The sequence below is a fragment of the Marivirga salinae genome, assembly GCF_030503855.1.
Taxonomy (GTDB): Bacteria; Bacteroidota; Bacteroidia; order Cytophagales; family Cyclobacteriaceae; genus Marivirga; species Marivirga salinarum.
Map to the genome: position 1 here is coordinate 62,130 of NZ_CP129971.1, position 25,051 is coordinate 87,180.

Annotated in this window: 25 protein-coding genes; 9 read left to right on the plus strand and 16 right to left on the minus strand. The window is 34.1% G+C overall.

Annotated features, from left to right (window positions below; translation table 11 throughout):
- Positions 1-2 precede the first annotated feature (2 nt).
- Positions 3-1,250, minus strand: coding sequence for an ABC transporter permease (locus QYS49_RS00265; RefSeq protein WP_308349621.1), 1,248 nt, complete (start codon positions 1,248-1,250; stop codon positions 3-5).
- A gap of 101 nt (positions 1,251-1,351) precedes the next feature.
- Between QYS49_RS00265 and queA the strand changes: the two genes are divergently transcribed.
- From queA to QYS49_RS00285, 4 genes are all read left to right on the plus strand, one after another.
- The gene (gene queA, locus QYS49_RS00270) at positions 1,352-2,398 is read left to right on the plus strand and encodes a tRNA preQ1(34) S-adenosylmethionine ribosyltransferase-isomerase QueA (RefSeq protein WP_308349622.1); all 1,047 of its coding nucleotides are present in this window, start codon (positions 1,352-1,354) and stop codon (positions 2,396-2,398) included.
- A gap of 127 nt (positions 2,399-2,525) precedes the next feature.
- Positions 2,526-3,248: a bifunctional demethylmenaquinone methyltransferase/2-methoxy-6-polyprenyl-1,4-benzoquinol methylase UbiE gene (ubiE, locus tag QYS49_RS00275; protein ID WP_308349623.1), complete on the plus strand. Its 723-nt coding sequence runs from the start codon at positions 2,526-2,528 to the stop codon at positions 3,246-3,248.
- Complete coding sequence (gene porT, locus QYS49_RS00280) at positions 3,197-3,937, plus strand: type IX secretion/gliding motility protein PorT/SprT (protein WP_308349624.1); 741 nt, start codon at positions 3,197-3,199, stop codon at positions 3,935-3,937. The genes ubiE and porT overlap by 52 nt, the downstream gene beginning before the upstream one ends.
- A 76-nt stretch (positions 3,938-4,013) precedes the next feature.
- Complete coding sequence (locus QYS49_RS00285) at positions 4,014-4,427, plus strand: hypothetical protein (protein WP_308349625.1); 414 nt, start codon at positions 4,014-4,016, stop codon at positions 4,425-4,427.
- Here the strand turns inward: QYS49_RS00285 and QYS49_RS00290 are convergent.
- From QYS49_RS00290 to QYS49_RS00315, 6 genes are all read right to left on the minus strand, one after another.
- Entirely contained in the window at positions 4,422-5,084 is a 663-nt protein-coding gene (locus tag QYS49_RS00290; protein WP_308349626.1) for an AlbA family DNA-binding domain-containing protein, read from the minus strand. The genes QYS49_RS00285 and QYS49_RS00290 overlap by 6 nt on opposite strands.
- A 166-nt stretch (positions 5,085-5,250) precedes the next feature.
- Positions 5,251-5,673, minus strand: a complete 423-nt coding sequence (locus QYS49_RS00295) for a VOC family protein (protein WP_308349627.1) — start codon at positions 5,671-5,673, stop codon at positions 5,251-5,253.
- A 141-nt stretch (positions 5,674-5,814) separates the two neighbouring features.
- Positions 5,815-6,411, minus strand: a complete 597-nt coding sequence (locus QYS49_RS00300; protein WP_308349628.1) for a NifU family protein — start codon at positions 6,409-6,411, stop codon at positions 5,815-5,817.
- Between the two features lie 25 nt (positions 6,412-6,436).
- Complete coding sequence (locus QYS49_RS00305) at positions 6,437-7,888, minus strand: dicarboxylate/amino acid:cation symporter (protein ID WP_308349629.1); 1,452 nt, start codon at positions 7,886-7,888, stop codon at positions 6,437-6,439.
- Entirely contained in the window at positions 7,888-8,964 is a 1,077-nt protein-coding gene (gene aroC, locus QYS49_RS00310) for a chorismate synthase (RefSeq protein WP_308349630.1), read from the minus strand. The genes QYS49_RS00305 and aroC overlap by 1 nt, the downstream gene beginning before the upstream one ends.
- Positions 8,965-8,987: 23 nt before the next feature.
- Entirely contained in the window at positions 8,988-10,448 is a 1,461-nt protein-coding gene (locus QYS49_RS00315; RefSeq protein WP_308349631.1) for a BatD family protein, read from the minus strand.
- 147 nt (positions 10,449-10,595) lie between these two features.
- Between QYS49_RS00315 and QYS49_RS00320 the strand changes: the two genes are divergently transcribed.
- From QYS49_RS00320 to QYS49_RS00335, 4 genes are all read left to right on the plus strand, one after another.
- Entirely contained in the window at positions 10,596-10,781 is a 186-nt protein-coding gene (locus QYS49_RS00320; protein ID WP_308349632.1) for a hypothetical protein, read from the plus strand.
- Between the two features lie 124 nt (positions 10,782-10,905).
- Positions 10,906-11,946 carry an FAD:protein FMN transferase gene (locus QYS49_RS00325; protein ID WP_308349633.1) on the plus strand — a complete coding sequence of 347 codons (1,041 nt, stop codon included), beginning with the start codon at positions 10,906-10,908 and terminating at the stop codon, positions 11,944-11,946.
- A complete protein-coding gene (locus QYS49_RS00330) occupies positions 11,946-12,686 on the plus strand; it encodes a class I SAM-dependent methyltransferase (protein ID WP_308349634.1) in 741 nt (246 codons plus the stop codon). Before QYS49_RS00325 ends, QYS49_RS00330 begins: the two co-directional genes overlap by 1 nt.
- Complete coding sequence (locus QYS49_RS00335; protein ID WP_308349635.1) at positions 12,683-13,426, plus strand: ZIP family metal transporter; 744 nt, start codon at positions 12,683-12,685, stop codon at positions 13,424-13,426. The genes QYS49_RS00330 and QYS49_RS00335 overlap by 4 nt, the downstream gene beginning before the upstream one ends.
- On the opposite strand, the gene QYS49_RS00340 is transcribed toward QYS49_RS00335, so the two are convergent.
- The 7 genes from QYS49_RS00340 to hemA all read right to left on the minus strand — a co-directional run bounded on the left by QYS49_RS00340 (position 13,374) and on the right by hemA (position 20,335).
- A complete protein-coding gene (locus QYS49_RS00340; RefSeq protein WP_308349636.1) occupies positions 13,374-14,069 on the minus strand; it encodes a DUF6962 family protein in 696 nt (231 codons plus the stop codon). The two genes, QYS49_RS00335 and QYS49_RS00340, sit on opposite strands and share 53 nt — an antisense overlap.
- Before the next feature lie 99 nt (positions 14,070-14,168).
- Positions 14,169-15,914: an aspartate--tRNA ligase gene (gene aspS, locus QYS49_RS00345; protein ID WP_308349637.1), complete on the minus strand. Its 1,746-nt coding sequence runs from the start codon at positions 15,912-15,914 to the stop codon at positions 14,169-14,171.
- 159 nt (positions 15,915-16,073) lie between these two features.
- Entirely contained in the window at positions 16,074-16,724 is a 651-nt protein-coding gene (locus tag QYS49_RS00350; RefSeq protein WP_308349638.1) for a DsbA family protein, read from the minus strand.
- A 50-nt stretch (positions 16,725-16,774) separates the two neighbouring features.
- Complete coding sequence (locus QYS49_RS00355; protein WP_308349639.1) at positions 16,775-17,908, minus strand: M23 family metallopeptidase; 1,134 nt, start codon at positions 17,906-17,908, stop codon at positions 16,775-16,777.
- Positions 17,909-18,139: 231 nt separating this feature from the next.
- On the minus strand, positions 18,140-18,838 hold the full coding sequence (locus tag QYS49_RS00360) for a porin family protein (protein ID WP_308349640.1): 699 nt from the start codon (positions 18,836-18,838) through the stop codon (positions 18,140-18,142).
- Between the two features lie 29 nt (positions 18,839-18,867).
- Positions 18,868-18,999, minus strand: coding sequence for a hypothetical protein (locus QYS49_RS00365; RefSeq protein ID WP_013455077.1), 132 nt, complete (start codon positions 18,997-18,999; stop codon positions 18,868-18,870).
- Positions 19,000-19,066: 67 nt separating this feature from the next.
- Complete coding sequence (gene hemA, locus QYS49_RS00370; protein ID WP_308349641.1) at positions 19,067-20,335, minus strand: glutamyl-tRNA reductase; 1,269 nt, start codon at positions 20,333-20,335, stop codon at positions 19,067-19,069.
- A gap of 192 nt (positions 20,336-20,527) precedes the next feature.
- Here hemA and QYS49_RS00375 point away from each other — a divergent pair, with 192 nt between their 5' ends.
- Positions 20,528-21,481: an NAD-dependent epimerase/dehydratase family protein gene (locus QYS49_RS00375; protein ID WP_308349642.1), complete on the plus strand. Its 954-nt coding sequence runs from the start codon at positions 20,528-20,530 to the stop codon at positions 21,479-21,481.
- A gap of 71 nt (positions 21,482-21,552) precedes the next feature.
- On the opposite strand, the gene QYS49_RS00380 is transcribed toward QYS49_RS00375, so the two are convergent.
- Positions 21,553-24,045, minus strand: coding sequence for a M14 family metallopeptidase (locus QYS49_RS00380; protein WP_308349643.1), 2,493 nt, complete (start codon positions 24,043-24,045; stop codon positions 21,553-21,555).
- A gap of 174 nt (positions 24,046-24,219) precedes the next feature.
- The gene (locus QYS49_RS00385) at positions 24,220-25,032 is read right to left on the minus strand and encodes a hypothetical protein (protein ID WP_308349644.1); all 813 of its coding nucleotides are present in this window, start codon (positions 25,030-25,032) and stop codon (positions 24,220-24,222) included.
- Between the last annotated feature and the right edge of the window lie 19 nt (positions 25,033-25,051).

The window sequence follows — 25,051 nt, forward strand, 5'->3', positions numbered from 1 at the left end:
AATTAAGCACGAATAGCAATTACAGGATCTAATTTAGCTGCCATGCCAGCTGGAACAATTCCTGACAAAGTTCCCACTATTGCTGAAACGACAATACCTATTATAACATTGCCAAAAGAAAGCGTAAGATCTAAACTTCCCAACGAAATAAAACTTAAAAGATACACCAGAAAAATACCAAACAAGCCTCCTAAAAGAGATAGAAATACCGCTTCGAATAAAAACTGAAAAAGAATAAAGAAATTCTTGGCCCCTAATGATTTTTGAATACCAATTATATTAGTTCTTTCTTTAACAGAAACAAACATGATATTAGCAATCCCAAAACCCCCTACTAAAATAGAAAAACTTCCGATTACCCATCCGGCTATTGAAATTACACTAAATATAGAATCTAGGAAATCTGCGAAAGCTTCAGGTCTGTTAATTGCGAAATTAGTATCCTCCCGAGGACGCAACCCTCTTTTCTGTCGTAATAAACCCGTTACTTCACCCTCTAAATTTTTCAAGCCTTCATCATCAGGATAACCTTTGAGGGCAATTTTAGATTCTACCCCCCAGTTTCCTTGTCCAGAATACATTTTAAAGAAAGTATTGTATGGGACGTAGCAAAAATCATCGGCACTAGGAGCATTAGTCAAGCTTGCTCCTTGCTTTTCCATTACCGCTATAACTCTGAATTTCAGACCTCTTAATTTAATTTCTTTTCCAATCGGATTTGAAAAAGGAAACAAAGTTTTGGCTACTTCAGCCCCAATAATAGAAACGCTTGCACCCTTTTCTATTTCTTGTAATCCAAAATAGCGCCCTGTTTCAACAGGGATTTCAAAAATATCTTTGTGTTGATATGCAACACCTGAAACTATGGCTCCACTCAAACTGTTACTCTCATGCTTTACGGTAACACCATATCTTTCAGCAAAAATAGTTATTGCACTTGCTTCTTTAGAATTATTTTTAAGGAATTGATATTCACTATATTCTGCTTTAGGGCGATTTACATATTTCCACCAAGGGTAACTTTCTCCAAAAATCCATGGAAATTTTTCAACTCGAATTACATCATCACCTAAAAAATCTAAACTATCCTTAATATTCTTTTCCAACGAATCTACCAAAGTAAATACAGTGATGATAGAAAAAATACCAACTGTTACGCCCAAAAGCGAGAGAATGGTTCTTAACAAATTGGCTCGCAAGGCGCTTAAAGCGAAGCGAAAACTCTCCAGAAGTAGATGAAAGTAAATCATATGTAAATATAAAAATATAAAGCTACAAGATTACAAAAACTATTATTAACTTTGCCCTCTTAAAATTTTAAGTCTAACCACTTAATACCGTAATATTAAGTATGAAATTATCAGAATTCAAATTCGAATTACCACTTAAATTAGTGGCGCAACATCCGGCAGAAGACAGAGATTTAGCAAAACTAATGGTTTTGCACAAAGATACCGGAGAAATTGAACACAAAACTTTTAAAGACATTGTAGATTACTTTGATGAAGGTGACATTCTAGTGACCAATAACACCAAAGTTTTTCCTGCGCGTCTTTATGGGAACAAAGAAAAAACAGGTGCTCAAATTGAGGTCTTTCTTTTGAGAGAGCTTAATAAAGAGATGCATTTGTGGGATGTGTTGGTTGATCCTGCTCGTAAAATTCGTGTTGGGAACAAATTATATTTTGGAGATGGTGAATTAGTAGCGGAAGTTATTGACAACACGACTTCAAGAGGTAGAACCATCAAATTCTTATATGATGGTGATGATCAAGATTTCTACAAATTAGTAGATTCTTTAGGAGAAACTCCTCTTCCAAAGTATATCAAAAGACCAGTAGAAGAATCTGACAGAGAAAGATTCCAGACTATTTATGCTGAAGAAGTAGGAGCTGTTGCAGCACCAACTGCAGGAATGCACTTCACAAGACAAGTATTAAAAAGAATGGAGTTGAAAGGCATCAAAACCAGTCCGATTACTTTACATATCGGTTTAGGCACTTTCCGTCCGGTTGATGTTGAAGATTTAACCAAGCACAAAATGGATTCGGAAAACTTTAAAGTTCCGAAGAAAACTGCTGAATTGGTTAATGAATCTTTGGACAGCAAGAAAAGAGTTTGTGCTGTGGGTACAACTGCTATGCGTTCTATGGAATCTTCCGTTACAGCTAACAATCATTTGAAAGAAAATGAAGGCTGGACTGATCGTTTCATTTTCCCTCCTTACGAATTTAAAATTTGCAATGCATTATTGACAAATTTCCACATGCCAGAATCTACTTTATTGATGATGGCTGCTGCATTTGGAGGATATGACAACGTAATGAAAGCATATCAAGAAGCGATAAAGCATAAATATAGATTCCTTTCATATGGGGATGCTATGTTAATTATTTAATATAAACATCATTGAAATAAGACTGCTATGCTGGATTTTTGATGCATAGCAGTTTTATTTTTATCCGAAACAAACATTTCTTTAATACACGCTGTTAGCCCTATATAAATAGCAAATCCAATTTCAGATGACAGTATTACCCTACAAAGACAAGGAGTCAGGCAAAAAGCAACAAGTGGCAGATATGTTCAACAACATTAGCCATAAATATGATTTCCTTAATCATTTACTAAGCTTAGGAATAGATATCCGATGGAGAAAGAAGGCTATTAAACTGTTGAAAGAAATTCAACCTAAGCAAATTTTGGACATTGCAACTGGAACAGGTGATTTTGCTATTGAAGCATTAAAACTAAATCCAGATCATGTGACAGGTGTTGATATTTCTGAAGGCATGCTCAATGTAGGTAGGGAAAAATTAAAGAAGAGAAAGCTGGATGATAAAATATCGCTAACTTTAGGTGATTCTGAAAACCTTCCTTTTGAGGATAATAAATTTGATGCAATCATCGTTGCATTTGGAGTAAGAAATTTTGAAAATCTTGAAAAAGGTTTAGCAGAAATGTTCAGAGTCTTAAGACCAGGTGGGAAAGTAGTAGTTTTGGAATTTTCCAAACCTAAAAGCTTTCCATTTAAACAACTCTTTAATTTCTATTTTAAAAATATCTTACCTACTTTAGGCAAAACAATTTCAAAAGATAATGCAGCCTATACTTATCTACCAGAATCGGTTAGGTCATTTCCAGACGGGAAAGATTTCACCTCAATTTTGGATAAATTAGGCTTCAAAGATACAGTATGCAAACCGCTAACATTAGGTATAAGCTCAATTTACACGGGAATAAAATAGTTTTATTCTTATTAGGGATATTATTCAGTTTTCAAGTTTCGGCACAGCATTATGAAAAAGAAAACTTACCCAATTATGATGAACAATTAATTCATTATGGCTTTTATTTGGGTGGACATACAGCCAATCTTAAAGTTAGATATAATGAAGCTTTCCTCACCAATGAATTTGACTCTTTACACTCTGTAATCCCTCAAAGTTCTCCTGGTTTTACTGTGGGTTTTATTTTTAACCTAAGAATTGCGCAATATTTAGACTTCAGAACAATGCCAGGTGTTGGGCTTTATCAATACACCTTAAATTACAATACTTACGACCAAGCAGAACAAATTACTTATCAAGGAAAAAAGGAAGCTTTTTATGCTGAATTACCGCTTTTGCTAAAATATAAGTCTCAAAGAAGGCAAAATTTCAGAGCCTATATGATTGGTGGCGCCAAACCGTCTTTTGAAGTAAGTGGCAAAAGACCATCGGATATTAATGAAGATGTTCTATTAATTAATACCTTTAATTTAGCTTTAGAAATAGGCTTTGGGGTTGACATCTATTACGAATTATTCAAATTCTCTCCTGAAATCCGCTTTTCCAGAGGATTGACTAATGCATTATTTGATAGGCAAAATAGCTATAGCAGCCCGATCAATGAATTGGTTACGAATAGCGTTTCTATTTACTTCCAGTTTCAGTAGACTCAAAATTTAATCTTTAGATAACATTAAATATCATGTTTGAGTTAATTTTGCAACTGGTTTAAATCAAATTGTTATGAAAAAATTAATCTTACTTTTCAGTCTTGTTTCATTATTTGCTATTTCTGAATCAAAAGCACAATGGCGACTGGCTGCAGGTATAGATGTATTAAGTACACCTTTCTTTGAAAACATCCCAAAATATAGATTTGGAGTGGAAGGACAATATTTCATGGCCAATCGATTTGCCCTTACTGGCGGATTAGAATTTATTGAAAAAGATTTAGGTGGTTCTGCAGGCTTCAGATTCTATCCTATCAATCCTGTTTTTCTGAGAATGAGAGGCATATTGAAAGACAATTCTGATTTAGCTTTAGGAATGGGTTATGCAATAGGCCTGAGTAATAACTGGCGATTAGAAACCATGGCTGATTATTTTGCGGTTAGTAGTGGGTTTGCGTTAAGAGTTGGCTTGGCTGTTAAGCTATAAATTAATAATAGGCGCCATGCTAAAAGTGTCTTCCTTATCTGAAGGATTGATTCTTAAAATATTAGAAACCACTAAATTCACTAAAATCAAAGAAGCCTTATAACGATTCAATTTTGAGATTTCCTGAAATTTAGTCAATGTAATGGATTCATGCTCGCCTAAATATTCCAGTAAGACTTTCTCTTTTTCCTGAATCTGAAGCACTCTCCCATTTTTCCTTTGGGAGAACTTAATAACATTTCGAACTTCCTTGCTGGCTTGTATGCTCTTATCGGCTAAACGAACATAAGCTTTTCCCCAATCAGTTTCTTCATCGGGCAATGCATAATGAGGTTTTTTCTTGCTCTCAGGTACCTCGTAATGTACAACTGCTCTGCTTTCATCTTCATCTAATGGAATGATGTTGTATTCGTATTTCAATCGTGGCTTGCATAGTTTTGCTAATGCCTTATTCAATACGTATATTTCTTCCTCAGCATATTTCACTCCCGGAATATTGCCGTTGTCATCTACACCTATTAAAACATCACCACCTTTTGTATTGGCAAAAGCTACAAATTCTCGCACTATCTTTTCAGGGTGAGCAGCTTTCCTCTTGAACTCGAGCCTATCTCCCTCTCCTCTTCTTACTAATCGATATAGTTCCTTTAGCTCCATTGCCAGAAAGTAATAGTATTATTATATGGAATCTAATAATTAATTTCGCAAACATTTATTATTTGGTACTGAATATCAATCCCTCTCATGTAATTGCCTAATAGGCTCTATTTAACTAAAAGCGAAGGCAATCGGTTTGAATGAATCCTTTTAAATAAAAGACTGATTAAGAGGCAAAGATATCTTCGTCTTTTTTGAAAGATTTGAATTCCAAAGCATTTCCGCTTGGGTCCAAGAAAAACATAGTAGCTTGTTCGCCTGGCTCTCCTTTAAAACGGATATAAGGCTCGATAACAAAATCTGTTTTAGCTTCCTTCAATCTATCCGCTAAATCATGCCATTGTTGCCATTCCAGAATCACTCCAAAATGCTTAATAGGAACTGAATGACCATCTACAGGATTAGCTGCTGGCTCTTGTATAGCTTCATCTGTTAAATGCGCTGTAATTTGGTGACCATACAAATCAAAATCAATCCATCTTTCAGAAGTACGCCCGATTTTACAATTCAAAACTTCTTCAAAAAATTGACGGGTTGCATTTAAATCTGTGACAGGAAAAGCTACATGAAAAGGTCTGATATTATTCATTTTGTGCTAGTTAAATGGATAAATAGATGTTAGTTAAAAACATATTTCCTTCTCTTTTAGGGAAGGACTAAGGATGAGGCTTAAAAAAAGCAGTCAGTGAAATGATTATCAACTGACTGCTTAATATTTTTGATTATAATTTTATACGCCTTCTGCCTGTACTTCTTTTACATCGTTAGGCAACATTCTTTTCAAAAGATTTTCGATTCCTGCCTTTAATGTAATAGTAGAAGAAGGGCATCCGCTGCAAGCTCCCTGCAATAGAAGATTTACTCTTTGAGTATCCTTTTCATATGAATGGAAAGAAATTGCTCCACCATCTTGCTCAACAGCAGGTTTGATATATTCATCTAAAATATTCTTGATTTGCTCTTCCAATTCAGCATTTTCGCTTGTATTGGTCTCTTCAAATAAGTCTTTTGCTTGCAATTCGATCACTCGCTTACCAGATTCCAGAAATTCTTTAATGGTATCCTTTACATCATTTTGGATTTCTACCCATTCGTATTCCGGTTTTTTGGTAACCGTAACGAAATTGCTCATATAAAAAACTCTATCTACATATTCCTTTTTGAAAAGGATTTCTGCTAAGGGCGCTTGAGCGGTATCTTCTATAGATGGAAAATCAAAAGAATCACCTTCAGGCACCAACATTTGGTTGGTAGCGAATTTCAATGAATTCGGATTCGGATTGGCTTCCATGTAAATGGTAACAGGTTGTTGTGTCTGCGTACTCATCTTTTTTAATTAAGTTATTTTCAATTTATTTATTTGCTGGAACGTCATCAGGAACATTAAGTTCGCCTTCTGACTTAGCAATTAATGTAGAAACAGTAGCATCGCCTGTAACGTTCACCACAGTTCTAAACATATCCAAAATTCTATCTACAGGAAAAATAATAGCTACCCATGCAGGATTTAAGCCTACTGAATTCAAAACGATAATCATCATCACTAAACCGGCACTTGGCACGGCAGCAGAACCAATAGAGGCTAAAGTAGCAGTTAAAACGATAGTCAATTGTTGTCCTAAAGTTAAATCCACCATGTGCAATTGAGCTAAGAAAACCACTGCTATTGCTTGGTACATACTTGTCCCATCCATATTAACAGTTGCTCCAATAGGCAATACAAAACTACTTATTTTCTTGGAGGCACCCATATTTTCTTCAACACACTCCATAGTTACCGGTAAAGTAGCAGCACTACTGGAAGTAGAAAATGCCAAAAACTGAGCAGGGCTTATCCTCTTTAAGAATTCTCTATAGGTTAATTTTTTGATAAAAAGTGAGACTATTAACGGATATAATACAAATATCATAAATAACAACCCTACTAATAAGGTAATAGAGTAGCTACCCAATCCCTTGAAAATTTGCCATACTTGAGCAGGTGTATCCGCCATTTTAGCAATAACTCCTGCTAATAGAGCAAAAACAAAAACTGGTGCTGCTTTCATAATGATGTCCACCATTTTAAGTATCACCTCATTCGCCCCATTTACAAAACTTATTACACCTCCTACCTTATCATTCGGCAACATAGCTAAACATATCCCAAAGAATAAAGCAAAAAAGATCACTTGAAGCATATTGGCATTACTGCTAAAGGCTCCGAATACATTTTCTGGCACCATATCAACGAAAAACTTGAGCGGTCCTTGGTTACTGGTTTCTTCTGCCGATTGAGATAATTGATCAACTTTCTCATTGGAAGCTTCAGCAACAGTTCTCAATGAATCCATTGCGCCTTCATTCATGGTGGAATTGACCAAATCCTGATATTTCTGCTCCTTTAAAAATGAGCGACCGTCTTTCGGTTGAGGAACATCAGGGTTTTCACTTACCCATAGTTCATATTTAATTCTATTTTTAACTCTTTGATCTTCATTAACGAACTTGCCTGGTTGCACTAAATTGACTAATGTTAGACCAATACCGACTGCCAGCACTGTAGACATTAAATAGAATACAAGTGTTTTTAAGCCCAGCTTTCCTAGTTTGTTAATATCAGTTAAACTGGAAACACCACTAATAATAGAAAGTAAAACCAATGGAACGGCAATTGCTTTCAATACTCTTATGAATATGGTACCGAAAGGATCAATCCAATCAATTGTAAATTGATTCCAGCCTAAATAGCTAGAAATAAAAGCCCAGACAATCCCTAAAACCAGACCAATAATTATTTTAATGTGTAATGGTAATTTCTTCATCAAATTTTATTCGTTTTAGCCCTCAACATAAAATCAGCAATCGTTAAAGCAGCCATTGCTTCCACAATAGGTACCGCTCTTGGCACCACACATGGGTCATGTCTTCCTTTGCCTTTTACTGTTACTTTATTTCCATCTTTATCAATACTCTCTTGATCATTCATAATAGTGGCAATAGGCTTAAAAGCTACATTAAAGTAAATATCTTGCCCATTTGAAATCCCGCCTTGCACACCACCTGAATGATTACTGGTTGTTTTCACTTTTCCTTCTTCCGTTTCAAAAGGATCATTATGTTCTGATCCATACATTTTCACACCTTCAAAACCACTTCCGTATTCAAATCCTTTTACAGCATTTATGCTCAGCATTGCTTGTCCTAAAACTGCATGTAATTTATCAAATACGGGCTCTCCTAATCCTACTGGAGTTCCTTTTACAACACAACTGACAATTCCACCAATAGTATCTCTATTTTTTCTGGTCTCATCAATATGTTGAATCATTTTTTCAGCCATTTCAGGATCCGGACAACGCACAATATTTTCCTCTGCTTTGTCCAAATCCATTTCTAGATATGATTTTTCAAGTTTTAAACTTCCAACTTGAGAAACATAGGCCTGAACATTAATACCTGCTTGCTTCAGATACATTTTAGCAATGGCTCCAGCAGCCACTCTAGCTGCTGTTTCCCTTGCAGAACTTCTTCCTCCTCCTCTATAATCACGAATACCATATTTTTCTTGGTAGGTATAGTCTGCATGAGATGGCCTGTAACTATCTTTAATATGAGAATAATCTTTACTCTTTTGATTAGTATTTCTAATTCCCAAAGCGATTGGAGTTCCAGTTGTTACTCCTTCAAAGATTCCCGATAAAATTTCTACCTCATCTTCTTCTTTTCTCTGAGTGGTAATCTTGGATTGCCCTGGCTTTCTGCGTTGCATTTCAGATTGCAAAAATGCTTCATCTACCCTTACACCGGCAGGACAACCGTCTATTACAACACCTATACCTACCCCATGGGACTCCCCATAAGTCGTGATTTTGAAGATTTTTCCGAAACTATTGCTCATTTATACAAAAATTGATGCGCAATTTAGGACTTTTTAAGTAAGATGAACAAGGAAAGTGAAAAAGCCACTATAAGAAATATGTTAAACACCCATTTCCAGATTTCTGTGGTTTGATGTGATTGTAACTGATTGGACACCTCATCAATTCTATCATAGAACAACCCATCAGACGAAGCTTGCTCGATATTTACGTTAGCCATGCTTTCACCAATCACTTTTATATTGTAATTAGATTTTAAAGTATCATATTTATTGGTTGAAGTATTAAAAAATATGAACTGAAAATATTCCGATAAATCGTATTCTCCTGGTTCTTTAGGAATCATATAGTATCGAAATGCTTTTGAACCTCTTACTGAAACTCCACTTCTGGTTATGTTTTCACTTACATCAGGCGAATAGATTTCTAATTCCTTTTTATCAATCACTTGAGGTTCCGTTATTCCTGAAATATTCCCTTTCCCTCTAACATCAAATTCATATTGAAAACTTTCTCCTGTATTCAATTCAGTAGAATTAATATTTTCAGACAACTCATAATTCCCAACCGAGACTTGGTCTTTTAATGGATGCTCAGGCAATGGCTTTACTTTAACTGTTTTGGGTTTGGAATAGAAAGTTTTGAACGTTTCTTTCCTATTCTGCCCAAAAAAACTTCTGCTTTTAGCCACCTGATATTTGATCATTTCCAATCCAACTTTCGGAAACACTATATCCTGCTCACCTAAAGGAAAAAAGGTGGCCTGAAATATTTTATAAACACTATATCGTTTTCCACCAATATTGACAGGCTCCGCTGTGATGTTTTCAATATTAAAATTCTCTTCCCAAACATTATTTGGTCTGACTTTACGTAAAATTTCAGTCAGTTGATTTGTTAAGTCATGAAACTGAAGCGGTGCTCTATTCTCATTTGAAACATAAAATGCTAAAGTAGTATTGACTCCCTCCCCAACATATATCTCATCTTTATCAGTGGTTAAAGCAAAAAATGCATCCTCTTTCAAATTAACAAATTCATCTGGTTCATCTCTTCTTCCGAAGAAATCCTCAAATGGATCACTTCCGAAAGGGTCGTATCTCCTATTTCGGCTTTGTTGCTTTGCTGGACCTACTTCTACATTTTTTCCAGGAGAGCTTATGACTTTTCCATTCACATTAATATTGAAGGCTGGTATATTGATAGTACCTTCCTTTTCTGGAACATAGGTTTGCGTAATACTTTGACTTCTTGTTACCTGCCCATTAAAGATATTAGTAGACGAACTACTTGAAGTACCTCTTTTCACTAAACCAGAGATCTCAGGAAACTTATCATAAGATTTTAAAGTCTCTCCCTCAACCTTTACAGTGATAGTAAAAGCCTCATTTAAAGCAATTCTATCTGGTCCTAGCTCAATAGAAATGTCTTGTGCCATCAGCCCAAAACTACCAAAAATCATTATTGAAAATATAATTAAAAAATAGTCTAACCTAAACTTCATATTTATCGTATTTTGATTCAAATACTTTGAATATTCGAACGTTAAAATTAGTGTTTAATTTTCGATTTTAATAAATTTTTACTACTTTCAAGAAACCAGAAAACTAAGTTCTTTAAAGTAATATCTACAACTCAAACCATAATAGCTATGTTAGATTATGCAAAATCAATTCTTTCAAAAGTAAGTTTCGACAGACGTTTATTTGAAAAGGAGTTGACAAAAGCTATTGCTCTGTTAGTTGAACATGAGCTGAATTTATTGAAGGAATGGTGCTACAGAAATTTTAGTTCTAAGTACCGTGATGTGTTAAACAAACATTTCCAAACTATTTAATATTTGAAGCCACCTAATAGGTGGCTTTTTTAATGTTCGATCATTTTTAAAAATCTTCTCTCCTATTCGCAATTCAATTGCATTTAACGTAATTTCGCTTCAAATTATATTAACATGAATTAACATGAACAATAGGAAGAAAAATTCAATCTATTCATTGATATTAATTGCAGTAGTGGCAATTGTTTGGTTTTATAGGGATAGCCAAAAGCCTGAAACTGAAAAATTGCCTTATATTTTTATTTCAGGAGAAGCACAAGGCACTACCTACAACATCACCTATTCAGATGTAGAAAACAGAAATTTCAAAGCTGCAGTGGATTCAATTCTGCATCAATTTGACTTAAGTTTATCCACTTATGTGAAGAGCTCTGAGATTGTAAGATTTAACAAATCAGATAGCTTCAAATTTGAATCTCCCTTTTTTTATCCTGTTCTAGAAAAATCGAAAGAAATCTATGAAGCTTCAGAAGGAGCTTTTGACCCAACTGTTTATCCATTGATAGAAGCTTGGGGATTTGGTCCAGAAAAAGTGGACTTCCCAGATAGCAGCCGAATAGAAGAAATAAAAGAATATGTGGGTTTCGAACACATTAATTTCAATAAGCAGCGAGTTGTAAAAGAAAAAGAAAAAGTATCTCTAGACTTTAACGCTATAGCACAAGGCTATTCTATTGATGTCGTTTTTGAATTCTTAGAAGCTCAAGGAATTGAGAACATGATGGTAGAATTAGGAGGGGAATTGAGAGTGAAGGGAAAGAATGAGAATGAAGATTTATGGGCGATAGGTATTGATGATCCTAAAATAGAAAGTGGTCAACAAGCTTCAAGAGTTGCCATTATAAAATTAGATAATGAAGCCATTTCCACATCAGGAAATTACAGGAAATTTTTCGTACATGAAGGTGAGAAATATGGACATAGCATCAATCCAAAAACAGGCTACCCGATTCAAAGAGACATTATTAGCTCAACAGTAGTTGCACCAACATGTATGGAAGCAGATGCATGGTCCACTGCTTTTATGGTTACTGGATTGGAAAAAGCAAAGGAAATTCTGACTACACAAAATCATCTGAAAGCCTTTTTCATTTATGAAGATGAAAATGGTGTTCTAAAGCAATTCAATACTGAAAATATAGGGGAAAATATCATACTAGAATAATGGTTCAAGAGAAAAAAGAAGGCTTCAATGAATGGTTTGGTTCTCCCTATTATCACATTCTATATAAAAATAGAGACGATAAAGAAGCTAAATTCTTCCTTACCAATTTACTGAATCATTTAAAAATCCCAAAAGAGGCAAAATTATTGGATGTTGCTTGTGGTAGTGGAAGACATTCTATTTTTTTGAACAAAAAAGGTTTTGAAGTAGAAGGAATCGATCTTTCAGAAAGAAATATTGCATTGGCAAAAGTACATGATAATGAAAAATTGCAATTCCATATTCATGATATGCGCAAAAGCCTAAAGGAAAATTATTTCGATTACGCTTTCAACCTGTTTACTAGTTTTGGTTTTTTCAAATCGGAGGAAGAAAACCAAAAATGCATTAGTTCGATTTCAGATTCACTTAAAAATGGGGGCGTATTTACCTTAGATTTTCTGAATCCATACAGGGTAATTCATAATCTGGTGAAAGAAGAAGTCAAAACTATTGACGGCATTGAATTTCACCTGAAAAGACATTTTGATGGAGAAAATATCATTAAAGAAATCAAATTTAATGCTGATGGTAAAGAATATGAATTTGAAGAAAGAGTAAAAGCTGTTAGAAGATTATCCTTTTTGGAATTTTTTCGTAATGCTAACTTTATGCTTTTGCAAACCTTTGGCGATTACGAACTAAATGAATATGAACCCGAGTCTTCCGAACGCATGATATTTATTGTGAAGAAATTATGATTAGTAATACTATAATATTGTTTTTACTCACTTTTGGGGCTGGCTACCTAGTGTTTTTTATTCCAAAAGTGAATAATTCATTTTTCAAATTGGCACTAGTATTTGCAGGAGCTTATCTGTTTTCAGTTACTGTAATTCATATTTTACCAGAAATATTTTCGCAAGGTGAAAATGTTGCTTATATCAGTTTATATGTCCTTGCAGGTTTTTTCGTTCAAGTAATTTTAGAATATTTTTCCGAAGGCGTAGAGCATGGTCATTTGCATAATATTGAGGGTCATCATCATCATGGGCAAAATAAATGGCTGGGATTGTTAATTGCCTTATCAATTCATGCTTTTTTAGAAGGCACGTTATTGGCTCATCCTGACACAATACATTCGCACGACAGCACTAACTCCGTATTCTTTGGAATATTAATGCACAAAATGCCAGCTGCATTTGCGCTAATGTCAGTTTTGATTTGTCATTTAAAAACGAAATGGAAGACTGTTTTAATATTAGTCATTTTCAGTTTGGCAAGTCCTGCAGGTTTAGGTCTTAGTCATCTTTTACACGATGCTGAAATATTCTCAGATAGAGTCTTCCTTATACTCTTTGCTATTGTTTCAGGAAACTTTTTACATATTTCCACTACTATCTTTTTTGAAAGTAGCCCAGATCATAGCTTTAATTTCAAGAAATTATTTATCTCTCTTCTAGGGGCACTGATTGCGGTATTGGCTGAGTTTTCGTTTTAATTATTGCTACTTGTTTTAAGGTACTATAAAGTAAATAATAGCAAGGCAACAAAAGTAAATGGCTAATTACATTTTGATCAATCCATTTATTTAAATAAATATTAAACCCATGAATCATGGCGGGGACTGCAAATAAAGCAATAGCTAATGGGATTCTAAGATAAGCAATATCTCGTTCTTGAAAATATTGTAAAAGATGAATTATAGATACAAAACCTATTAAGCCAACAATAGAATTCATCTTCACTACATCAAAATGCTGAACAGTAAAAACCTGAAAAAGAAATATTCCAAAAAAAGCAAATATCAATCCTTTTAAAAAGACTTTAATTTTAGCCGAATCTATTAATCTTAAACTAGCCAACTGGAAGAATAAAATTGAAACACCTTGCATTGTCCAAGCAATTAGATGTGGATTTTTACCTAAATAAAGATCCAGTAAATGAGCGGTTCCACCTAGAAAGGCTGAAAACCCTAGAAACAAGAAAAAGAAAGCAGTTAATTTTGCGTATTTGGAATTGAATTCATAAAAAAGCTTATGTCCAAAATAGGCACAAAAAGCTGCCATCAAAATATCACTGATGAAAGTTAAGGGATCAGCTAGCTCCAATCCCATAAACTCAATGTAGGTATGTTCAATCAATTTAAATGTAATTCAAAAACTTAAAATCAATAAGTGAACTGACTAAAAAAATCAGTTCACTAGACAGTTTGAATTAAACTGTTAAACAATATATGAATATTATTTTATACTTAAGTGCAGTTCTTTCAATTGTTCTGGAGAAATTGTGGCTGGTGAATCAATCATTACATCTCTTCCAGCATTGTTTTTAGGAAATGCGATATAATCTCTGATTGAATCAGAACCACCAAACATGGCGCATAATCTATCAAATCCAAAGGCTATCCCTCCGTGTGGTGGTGCACCGTATTCAAAGGCTTCCATCAAGAACCCAAACTGCTTTTGAGCTTCCTCTTCTGTAAAGCCTAAAGCCTTGAACATTTTTTGCTGTAAAGACTTATCATGAATCCTGATACTTCCTCCTCCAATTTCAACTCCATTGATCACCATATCGTATGCATTTGCTCTGATTCTTCCTGGATCAGATTCAATGAATTCCATATCCTCTGGCTTAGGACTGGTAAACGGATGGTGCATGGCATGAAATCTCTTCGTTTCTTCATCCCATTCCAAAAGAGGGAAATCTAATACCCAAAGTGGTTTGAAAACATTTCTATCTCTCAAGCCTAATTCAGTACCCATTTTCAAACGTAATTCATTCATTGCTCTTCTAGTGTGATCAATATCACCACTAAGTACTAAGAGTAAATCCCCGGCTTTTGCTTCAGCAGCTTCTGCCCAAGCGTTAAGATCTTCTTGGCTGTAAAATTTATCTACAGAAGATTTGAAGCTTCCATCTTCATTGCATTTCACATAAACCAATCCTTTCGCTCCAATTTGTGGACGCTTCACATATTCGGTTAAAGCATCCAATTGCTTACGAGTATATTCTGCTGCACCAGGAACATTTATTCCTACCACTAACTCCGCTTGATCAAATACATTAAACCCTTTGCCTTGCGCATGTTCATTTAATTCTACGAAAGGCATTCCAAATCTAATATCAGGCTTATCAGAACCATAAAGTTTCATAGCCTGATCGTATGTCATTCTTTCAAAATCATCAATTTCAACACCTTTCACTTCTTTGAAAAGATATTTTACCATTTCCTCGAAAGTGTTCAAAATGTCTTCTTGCTCCACAAATGACATTTCACAGTCAATTTGAGTAAATTCTGGCTGACGGTCAGCACGTAAATCCTCATCTCTGAAACATTTCACAATCTGAAAATATTTATCGAAACCAGAGACCATCAACAATTGCTTGAAAGTCTGCGGTGATTGTGGCAAAGCATAAAATTCACCTTCATGCACACGGGAAGGAACTACAAAATCACGTGCTCCCTCAGGAGTAGATTTTATTAAAACAGGTGTTTCTACTTCTAAGAATCCTGCGCTATCCATAAATCTACGGGTGGCTTGCATTAATTGGTGACGCAGCTTAAGCTTTTCCCGTACTGCAGGTCTTCTTAAGTCCAAATAACGGTATTGCATTCTTAATTCTTCTCCACCATCAGTATCATCTTCTATAGTGAAAGGAGGAGTTTTAGCAGCATTTAGGATTTTTAACTCCTCAAGAGATATTTCTATTTCTCCAGTAGCCATTTTATCATTTTTGGAGAAGCGTTCCAGCACCTCGCCTTTTGCCTGTAGAACAAATTCTCTACCTACTTTTCGGGCAGTCTTAAGAATATCTTCGTTTGTTTTGCCTTCTTCACATAAAAGCTGTGTAATTCCATAGCGGTCACGCAAATCTATCCATAATAAACCGCCTTTGTTACGTACACGCTGTACCCAACCGCTCAATATTACTTTTTCACCTTTATTTTCTATTCTTAATTCTCCGCAATGATGTGTCCTATGCATGATAAAATCTTAATTCAAATTTTGGGCAAAGGTAAGCAATTAGGCGAATTGATGAAGTGCTTTTCAGAATTGAATTTAATGGAGCAGTAAATTTTAAATAAAAAAAGGGATGAATTCGGTTTTTATGAACTCATCCCATTAGATTATTGATTAAGTAAATTATTTTGAATCTGCCGTTTCTTTGCTTAAAATTTCTTCAATTACAGCTTTCATTTCTGACTCTGATCTATAGCCTCTTGCAATTAGATAACCTTGATTGCCAATGCTTAAGACCACAGAGGGGAAACCTCCAATCCCCATCTGTTGACCAATTTGAAATTCTTGATATGTTTTTTCTTTGTAAGCAGGATCTTCCAATTTACTTTTGAAAACCTCCCAAGGTAAATCAAAACTTTCTATAAGTGTTCTGTAATTTTCAACTTCATTAAGATTTATACCCTGTTCATATAAAGTTGATTGCAAAGCTGAGGCAAACTCAATGCTAGATTTATTGGTCATAGATTTATAAACCGTCATAGCGATACAAGGCAATTCAGAATTAAGCATTAAGCTTCCTTCCTCCAAAATATCCAAATAAGGTTTCCCAAACTTCACACCTGTCATTTCTTCTAAACGAGGCATAGCTTCCTTTAGATACTCTTTCATTTCGCTTAATGGCTTCACTCTATCTCCAAGCACCATTCCACCGCTGATGGCTTCAAAAGCTACTTGCTCTTGAAATTCCTTTTCCAATTTTTTAATCACTGGACTGAATCCAAAACACCATCCGCATAAAGGATCGTAGAAGTATAATAATTTTGCTTTTTCCATGTTGCTACATACGTTGTGAAGAGGATTGAGTTGACAATTGAAATAAGAATCTAATTAAATTCTCCAGAAAGTTGATAACCAAAAGAATCAGCACTATTGTCAGGGCTTAATGCCAATAAATACATTTTTGTTTTAGCTGGAACGGTAAATTTATAGGGTAATTTTTTAGTACTAATGAGATTTTTCAATTCCAATTTTAAAATACCTCTCATTTCTGTATTCATTCCGTTATTAACATAAATTAACACGTAGTCCCCATAATTCTCTGTATCAAATTTAATTTTATTATTTAAGTCGGAAGGCTTCATTTCAGCTTCAAACTGTGATTCCTGAAAGCTATCCTGAACTTCAAAATCAGGTTTTTCAGGATGGTATGCATAATAGCTATTCGATTCTCTAGGTATAAATAATTCCTCTTTATAATTTAAAAACTTTATTGGCAAAGTAATATTTTTAAAATTCTGATTTTTAGCAACCATAAAATGAAGGTGAGGCCCAGAGCTCCAACCAGTATTACCACTGAGGCCAATGAATTGCCCTTTTTCAATTTTATCTCCTTTTTCAACTAAACTCCCATTTTTTTGCAAATGAACATAGCTTCCAACCGTCCCATCGTCATGATAAACTTTAATAAAATTACCATATTTTTCAAATTTCGGGTCATTGCCTCCCACATTAGAATCTTCACTAACTTCTATCACTAAGCCATTTCTTGCAGCATAGATACTGTCTCCAATTTCTAAATTAAAGTCGATGGCATTTACCCCTCTATGTGTCCCTGAGCCATTATTCCCTTGCCCTATTCTGACCCTTTTCCCATGCTTATAGGGCAATAGATATGGATAATCTTCATCAATTGTAAGTGATGGATCACCTATATTATAAAGAAAATTGAAGTCAAAGGAAGTACCCTTAGTTTCCTCATTTTTTTTCAACTTCAAAACCTCTTGACTCGCGGCATTTGCTGGAATAGTTCTGATGAAACTTTTCTCTCCTGAGCTAGAAGATAAATTTTCCATTTTCTGAAAATCAATCTTAACCGTATAAGGAACTGATTCATTGTTATTTGCATAGAACACAAAGCCTTCATCAGATTTTTTATAAAATATTTTAATTGGCTTATCTTGGGCTAGCAGAAAGCTTGAATAAAAAGTATAGATAAGTAAAAATAAGAAGCTTTTCATTTGAATTTAATTTTAAGACCCTCCCGATTAGCATGGACAGGCTATGAAATTTATTTAAAACTTATACGTATTACACTGTAAAAACAGTTGCATTGTTTTACAAAAATGAAATTAGGAAAGTTTATAAGTTCAATAATTAAATCACACAGAAAACTACTATTTATTATTGAATATCAAATAATAAATACGTAATCCTATTGTAATCTAATAAACTCGAATTATTTTTTTCTACTATTTTGATTCTTTAGAAAGAGGAAACAATAAGCTTAATTGAATGGCGGTTACTTGATTTGTAGATGTAGTAGGGTTCTCCCTAATAAAGTGGTTAACAGGAAGAATATTTGCAAATCCAGATTTGAAACTTCCGTCCAATTGCAGAATAAATAGAGAAAAATCATAGGAAAACCCTACTCCAGCATTAATCCCAAAGTCGCCTCTATTATCTCTATCTGGAGAATAATAAATTTGAACCTGATCCAAATCCTGATCGTTTTCAATTGTAGTGGAAGAATTTAATGCCCATGCCACATAAACTCCGGCATCTACAAAGAATTTAAATTTTTCTTTACCAAACACCTCCCAATGCAAATAGAAAGGCATTTCTAAATAATTTATTTCTGTAATAACAGTATTAGTATAGAAAGTATTGGTTGAATCCAGAGTGTTTTGTCCCCAACCTTTGGTAGAATAGTTTAAATCTAATTGAATCCCAATCTTATCATTTTGCATGTAGCGGTATGAAATCCCAAAAGTTTGACTTACAAAATAAGCAGTTGGAAATCTGGTTGAAATAGGTCTATTGGTAAAATCAGTGAAATTTACAAAAGGAATATTAGCACCTCCTTTTACACCCAAGTAGGATTGGCCCTTAATTTCTTTTGTAGAAATTAGACATAAAAAAAGTATGAAAACTATAAATATCTTTTTCATACTATTATAACTTATCAAGATCGAAAAAATTACGATTCTGACTCCTCTTTATCAGTATTTCTTTTATCAATAAATGCGATTGCATTTACTAGGCCAACTAAAGTGACTAATATCCAAAAAAATGTGTTGGCTCCTTCTGTTACCGGTATATCGTAAAACATATTTTTCTCTTTATAATTTATTGGACAAAAATAGAGGATAAGCTTTTATCCTACAAGCATTATTGATTTACTTTTTTAAAGTATCTTTCTCAAGATTAAATAAATCGTTCAAAACACCAATTAAGGTTTCTTCTTCACCTCTTTTGCAAGCGGCTTTCAGTTGTAAAACTGGAAGTTTAAGTATTTTCTGCATCATGCTTTTAGTCACCTTATCTACAATTTTACAGTCTTCGCTTTCAATATCTTTAAGATAACGAGCAAGTTCTTCTTGTCGTATCTGCTCTAATGCATTTTTCAGATTATTAATAGTTGGAGAAACTGCCATTTCTTTTGACCAGTCATTGAATTCATCCATTGATTCCTCAATGATTTCTTCTACTTGTGGAATAGCTTTAATTCGTTTCTCTAAGGCTTCATCCGCTTTACTTTTCACACTATCTACATTGTAAACCAATGCTGCAGGGTTTTCCTCTACCTCGTTACTTACTGAACGAGGAACAGATAAATCTATAAAATACTTAAAACTTAAAATATCTAAAGCATCAACTTTTTCCTTCGTAAAGATGGGTTCTGAAGCCCCAACTGAGGAGATAATTATATCTGCATCTTGAACTCCGTCCCACAATTCGGTATAAGGATGAACTTCAAAATTACATTCAGCTGCTAATACCTTAGCCTTATCTTCTGTTCTGTTGGTAATTTTAACAGAAAGTCTTGTATCTCCTACAAGATTCCGGCAAACATCCTCTCCTATTTCACCTACACCAACGACCAAAACTCTTGGATTTTTAATATCCGCTGTTAAGGTTTTTACTAATTCAGTAGCTGCATAAGATACTGATGCTGCCCCATCTCTAAATGGAGTTTCTTGTACCACTCTTTTATTAGTGAAGAAAATAGTATGCATCAAACGATGCAAGAAAGGACCAGCCAATTGTAAATCAGCCGAAAGCTGATAAGCTCTTTTAACTTGATTTGAAATTTGAATATCACCTACAACTTGAGCTTCTAAGCCCATTGAAACTCTAAAGAGACGTTCAACTGCAGGTTCATGCTCGTTAATAATTTCAAAATAGGGTTTAAATGAATCAAAATCACTAATTCCTTTTTCAATCCCTATTAATTTTATGATATCTTCAGAAAGCTCCTCTTCATTGAAATAATATACCTCTGTTCTGTTGCAAGTCGAGAGCACCAAAACATCGGAAACTGAAGTAAACTCTTTGAAATAGTTCAATAACCTACCAATAGCCCCATCATTAAGAGAGACTTGTTCCCTAATTTCAATAGGGGCATTTTTGAATGATAAACTTATTGCTTTGAAATTTTCTTTCATAATTCTAGATGAATACGCAAAAATAACTTTTAAGTCACAGGAAATAAAATAGATGTAAGTAGTTCTGCTTATTTATTATTTTTCTAAATAAGACGCCTTCCTATCACTGCCACTTAACACATAAAAATGCCAATTCATTCCATTTATTTTTTTAGCAAAATAAAATAACGAAATTCGTGCAAAATTTAATCAATGGAAACGAATACGATATTAGTAATAGGAGCAAATGGTCAGCTGGGCACCGAATTAACAGCTGAGTTAAGGGCGATTTATGGAAGCACTAATGTTATTGCAACCGACATTCAAAATCCAAAAAAGGAACCACTTCCCAATGAGCCTTTTGAGCAATTGGATGTTATGAATGCTGAAAAATTGAATAAAATAGTAGAGCAGTATAAGGTTACGGAGATCTATATGTTAGCAGCAATATTATCTGCCAAGGGAGAGCAAAACCCGATCTTTGCATGGGATCTCAATATGCAAAGCCTACTTAACGTATTAGAAGTAGCTAGAGAGAAAAAGCTATCAAAAGTTTATTGGCCTAGTTCAATTGCTGTTTTTGGACCAAAATCTCCTGTTGACAATACTCCTCAGGATTGTGTAATGGATCCCAACACTGTCTATGGAATCAGTAAATTGGCTGGAGAAAGATGGTGTGCATACTATAATGAAAAATATGGTGTTGATGTTAGAAGTTTAAGATATCCTGGATTAATAGGATACAAATCTTTGCCAGGTGGCGGTACTACTGATTATGCTGTCGATATTTTCCATAAAGCATTAAATAAAGAAGATTTTGAATGCTATTTGAGAGAGGATTCATATCTACCCATGATGTATATGCCTGATGCTATTAAAGCTACTATTGATTTAATGCAAGCACCTGCAGAAAAGATTAGTGTAAGATCTAGTTATAATTTAGGAGCACTTAGTTTCACTCCAAAAGATATTTATGAAGTAATCAAAAAGCAGCATCCTGATTTCAAAATTTCTTACAAAGTGGATTATAGACAAAAAATTGCTGATACATGGCCTAACAGCATTGATGATAGCCAAGCGCAAAAAGATTGGAACTGGAAACCATCATTCACTTTAGAAGATATGGTAGAAGATATTTTGGAGAAACTTCCTGAGTATGAATTCTAAATAAGTTTTTAAGTATAAAAAAGGCTGATTTTAAGAGAAAAACTTAAAATCAGCCTTTTTTTTTGCAGCAATCAATCATTTCCTACCATAAATAAAGCGTTGGCAAATAATAGTTGACCTTGATGCCAAAATGCTCTAAAGAGTGGATCATCTTGTAAATAAATCACTTGGCCTCTTCCAAATGATTCAACTCCAAAAACCATACTGTTGAGTTGCTGTTGCTTTGCTTTATAACCTGCAAATCCTGCGATGTGGCTATTATTAGATTTAATCACCCCTACATTCCATCCATTGGGCAGATACTCGTAAGCTTTTCCAGAAGTCTTTAGGCTGAAATATTGATTTCCTAAGCCAAACGCTAGCGGATGACTATTATCAAGTTGAATGTCATAAATAGCGCCAAATATACTACTCGACAATCTTTTTCTTTCCGCATTTTCATATAAAGCCAATGCTTCTTCTGATGGATCTTCTTTTTTTGTTTTCAGTTGCCCATTCTCGTGATCTGCAATTAATGAAATAGCAGAACCCATCGCAATAACTTTTCCTCCTGATTTAGCAAATTCTAATAATTTTGATTTTCCTTCTTCAGTTAAATTAGAATAGCTACCTGATGGTAAAATTAACTGATCGTAATCAGAAATATCAATTCGATCAAAGCTACTCACTCTTATACTGTGAATTGGATAATCTAATGACTGCTCAAAGAAATACCATATTTCACCATAAGCTAAAGAAGAAACTCCTTCATCCATTAAAACGGCTATTCTTGGAGCTTTCAAAAATTGAACCTCTGATGAACCTATATCATAAATTTTATCAGCAAATCCTGAGGTTATTGGATAAACTCTTATTTCAAATTTATTTGAAAGCTTTAACAGCTCTTCATTTAAGTTCTTGATTTCTTCATTGTTGGTTTGGGTAATAATTAAACTTCCCTTATTAAATTCTTCAGACTTAAATTTCAAATTTTTATATGCAATTCGAACTTTTATATCCTGCTTAAGGGCTTCCGCTAAAAATTGAGCTGAATTAAATGAATTCCATTTTATGGCATAAGCATAAGCTGATTGCAAATTATCGTTTTCATTGATTTGCTCATCAATAGGTTCAGAATTCATTCTATTTTTCAAACCGTAAGTTTCCAATCCGTAGGCATAAGGAATCGCCCAAGCTGTAATGTCATAGGTTAGGGAATCGCTGTAATTCGGTTTAGGATCGAAAAGTGCCTGAATTAGAGTTGATTTTGGTTGGTAAGCACTTATGACCAAATCTTTTTTATCTGAATTGAAACTAATTTCCTTTCTTTGAAAATAACTATAGCCACTTAAATTTTGTTGCTTCCCAATTTGACCAATTTCTATTTTTTGACCTTCCAAAAATTCAAGTAAAGCTTTTATATCATCCTTTTTATCTTCTGTCCATTTTATAACATATGATTTAAATGGATCTTCAGGATTGTTGATATTTCTTGAAAAATATTTTTTAAACTCACTGTTTAGTTTTTCAGCATTTTGAGAAGCTATTTCGATAGTACTCATCCCTGTTGTATAATGATGTTCCAGCCTATCTTTCAAGGTCAATGTATCCCCTATATTGGTAATCGCTCCTAATCCAGCTCTTCCATTACCTGCTTGTTCGTAGGTCATCCCGATGGCACCATTGAATGTTGGGTAGGTATCACCATAACTTGGATAAAACAAATCAAATCGCTCACGAGTAAAGTATAACCAGTTATTTTGATCAAAATATTTAGCATGATTTTGACCTATTTGTGTCTGAAAATCTTTCTGCCAATCGGTAATTACCTCATGCAGCGGCTCAGCTGCTGGAGCAAAATAATAGGGGCTATTAATGGATTGCTCATGAAAATCGACATGAATATGAGGCATCCATTCATGATAGGCTTTCATTCTGGCTTTTGATTCCGTTTGCGTTTGCCATGCCCAATCTCTGTTCAAATCAAATAAATAATGATTTGGTCGACCACCTGGCCAAGGTTCATCATGTTCTACTGCATCCAAGTTGGGATTGAAATTTTTCGCACCATACCTTCTATAAAAATTAGCATATCGATCTCTCCCATCAGGATTTACGCATGGATCCATTATGATTATTGTATTCTCTAGCCATTCTTCACTTTCCATTCCTCCAGTTAATAATTCATAAGCAGTTTTCATGGAAGCTTCTGTGGAGGATGCTTCATTTCCGTGAATATTGTAACTCAACCAAACCACAGCTTTTTCAGCGGCACCATTTAATTCACCATTTAATCCAGTCTGCGCAACATTTTGATTCTGGATTTCATCAAGGTTTGCTATGTTCTCGCTAGAAGAAATCACAGCATAATAGAGTGGCCTTCCTTCATAAGTCTCACCATATTTCTTCAAGATAATTTGATCAGAATTATCGGCTAGATATTTAAAATAATCAACTACTTGATGATGGAAAGTGAATTTATCTCCCAAAGCATATCTTAATTTCTGATCAGGAGTTTGAAGATTTTGAGCAATTGAAAGACTTGTGATTGAGTAAATTAACAGAAAGAAAATTACTTTTTTCATATATATATCCTTGAAGTGAGTGTGAAAATTATTTGTCAATTTACATTGTTTTTTAAAATATCGAAAATGTAATTGACAGACGGTTAGAACACAAGCTATACCAGACAATTGTAATTTTTCTCACAAAAAAAGGTCTCATTTCTGAGACCCTTTAAATTTGATTTAAACCTAATATTAATTTCTACTTCTGGAAGAAGAAACTACGGCTCTTGAGTTTCTACTTTCATTACTTCTACTATTTTGAGATCCTCTTACTGAAGAATTTGGACTTTTTGCTGAATTACTGATTCTTGAATTTGAGCTGCTTCTTCCTCTCTCATTATTACTGATTCTTGAATTTACACTACTTCTGCTTCGCTCAGAATTACTAATTCTATTATTTGAATTATCTCTAGTTGAGTTACTTCGCACTTCATTTCTATTTACTGAACTTCTGCTAGAAGAACTTCTTCTCGAATCTGATTTTATATTTTTTGAAGCATAACTTGCTCTTACATTTCTATTAGCTGCTCCATTATTTGCTGCATATGAATTATAATTTCTACCACTTCTGTAAGCGATATGGTTATGCCCATTATGATAATTATGACCATGATTTCTGTGGTTACAAACTACTTGATGAGTTCTATAAAAGTTACCATGATAACCACAATGACCACTACAAATATGTTGTGCTAATGGATAATTGTTATAATAGTTAATATCCAAAATGATAGCATTTCTACCAAAGAACAACTCTACAAACTGACCTCTATCTACTAGTAAAACATTGTAAAATAGATTTCTTCCTCTGCGTTCACGATTGATATGCACAATCTGATGATATGGATAGTAATAATCAATTTCATAAAGTACCGAATTTGGAACTGCCCAGTTGTGTGTTGTGCCAAAAGAAGCCACAATTTGAAAATTTTGAGTTTTTGCAGAATTAGAGAAAAATAATAATCCTAAACCTAAAACGAACGGAAGTAAAATGTGCTTCTTCATAACTTTAATTGTTTGGTGT

Excerpts from the sequence above, each read along its gene's own strand:
- queA (WP_308349622.1), top strand. The coding sequence starts at position 1,352 with ATGAAATTATCAGAATTCAAATTCGAATTACCACTTAAATTAGTGGCG.
- ubiE (WP_308349623.1), top strand. The coding sequence starts at position 2,526 with ATGACAGTATTACCCTACAAAGACAAGGAGTCAGGCAAAAAGCAACAA.
- QYS49_RS00305 (WP_308349629.1), bottom strand. The coding sequence starts at position 7,888 with ATGAAGAAATTACCATTACACATTAAAATAATTATTGGTCTGGTTTTA.
- hemA (WP_308349641.1), bottom strand. The coding sequence starts at position 20,335 with ATGAAAGAAAATTTCAAAGCAATAAGTTTATCATTCAAAAATGCCCCT.
- aspS (WP_308349637.1), bottom strand. The coding sequence starts at position 15,914 with ATGCATAGGACACATCATTGCGGAGAATTAAGAATAGAAAATAAAGGT.
- QYS49_RS00300 (WP_308349628.1), bottom strand. The coding sequence starts at position 6,411 with ATGAGTACGCAGACACAACAACCTGTTACCATTTACATGGAAGCCAAT.
- QYS49_RS00360 (WP_308349640.1), bottom strand. The coding sequence starts at position 18,838 with ATGAAAAAGATATTTATAGTTTTCATACTTTTTTTATGTCTAATTTCT.
- QYS49_RS00375 (WP_308349642.1), top strand. The coding sequence starts at position 20,528 with ATGGAAACGAATACGATATTAGTAATAGGAGCAAATGGTCAGCTGGGC.
- QYS49_RS00290 (WP_308349626.1), bottom strand. The coding sequence starts at position 5,084 with ATGGAGCTAAAGGAACTATATCGATTAGTAAGAAGAGGAGAGGGAGAT.
- QYS49_RS00380 (WP_308349643.1), bottom strand. The coding sequence starts at position 24,045 with ATGAAAAAAGTAATTTTCTTTCTGTTAATTTACTCAATCACAAGTCTT.
- QYS49_RS00385 (WP_308349644.1), bottom strand. The coding sequence starts at position 25,032 with ATGAAGAAGCACATTTTACTTCCGTTCGTTTTAGGTTTAGGATTATTA.
- QYS49_RS00330 (WP_308349634.1), top strand. The coding sequence starts at position 11,946 with ATGGTTCAAGAGAAAAAAGAAGGCTTCAATGAATGGTTTGGTTCTCCC.
- QYS49_RS00325 (WP_308349633.1), top strand. The coding sequence starts at position 10,906 with ATGAACAATAGGAAGAAAAATTCAATCTATTCATTGATATTAATTGCA.
- QYS49_RS00315 (WP_308349631.1), bottom strand. The coding sequence starts at position 10,448 with ATGAAGTTTAGGTTAGACTATTTTTTAATTATATTTTCAATAATGATT.
- aroC (WP_308349630.1), bottom strand. The coding sequence starts at position 8,964 with ATGAGCAATAGTTTCGGAAAAATCTTCAAAATCACGACTTATGGGGAG.
- QYS49_RS00335 (WP_308349635.1), top strand. The coding sequence starts at position 12,683 with ATGATTAGTAATACTATAATATTGTTTTTACTCACTTTTGGGGCTGGC.
- QYS49_RS00355 (WP_308349639.1), bottom strand. The coding sequence starts at position 17,908 with ATGAAAAGCTTCTTATTTTTACTTATCTATACTTTTTATTCAAGCTTT.
- QYS49_RS00285 (WP_308349625.1), top strand. The coding sequence starts at position 4,014 with ATGAAAAAATTAATCTTACTTTTCAGTCTTGTTTCATTATTTGCTATT.
- porT (WP_308349624.1), top strand. The coding sequence starts at position 3,197 with ATGCAAACCGCTAACATTAGGTATAAGCTCAATTTACACGGGAATAAA.
- QYS49_RS00265 (WP_308349621.1), bottom strand. The coding sequence starts at position 1,250 with ATGATTTACTTTCATCTACTTCTGGAGAGTTTTCGCTTCGCTTTAAGC.
- QYS49_RS00365 (WP_013455077.1), bottom strand. The coding sequence starts at position 18,999 with ATGTTTTACGATATACCGGTAACAGAAGGAGCCAACACATTTTTTTGG.
- QYS49_RS00350 (WP_308349638.1), bottom strand. The coding sequence starts at position 16,724 with ATGGAAAAAGCAAAATTATTATACTTCTACGATCCTTTATGCGGATGG.
- QYS49_RS00295 (WP_308349627.1), bottom strand. The coding sequence starts at position 5,673 with ATGAATAATATCAGACCTTTTCATGTAGCTTTTCCTGTCACAGATTTA.
- QYS49_RS00320 (WP_308349632.1), top strand. The coding sequence starts at position 10,596 with ATGTTAGATTATGCAAAATCAATTCTTTCAAAAGTAAGTTTCGACAGA.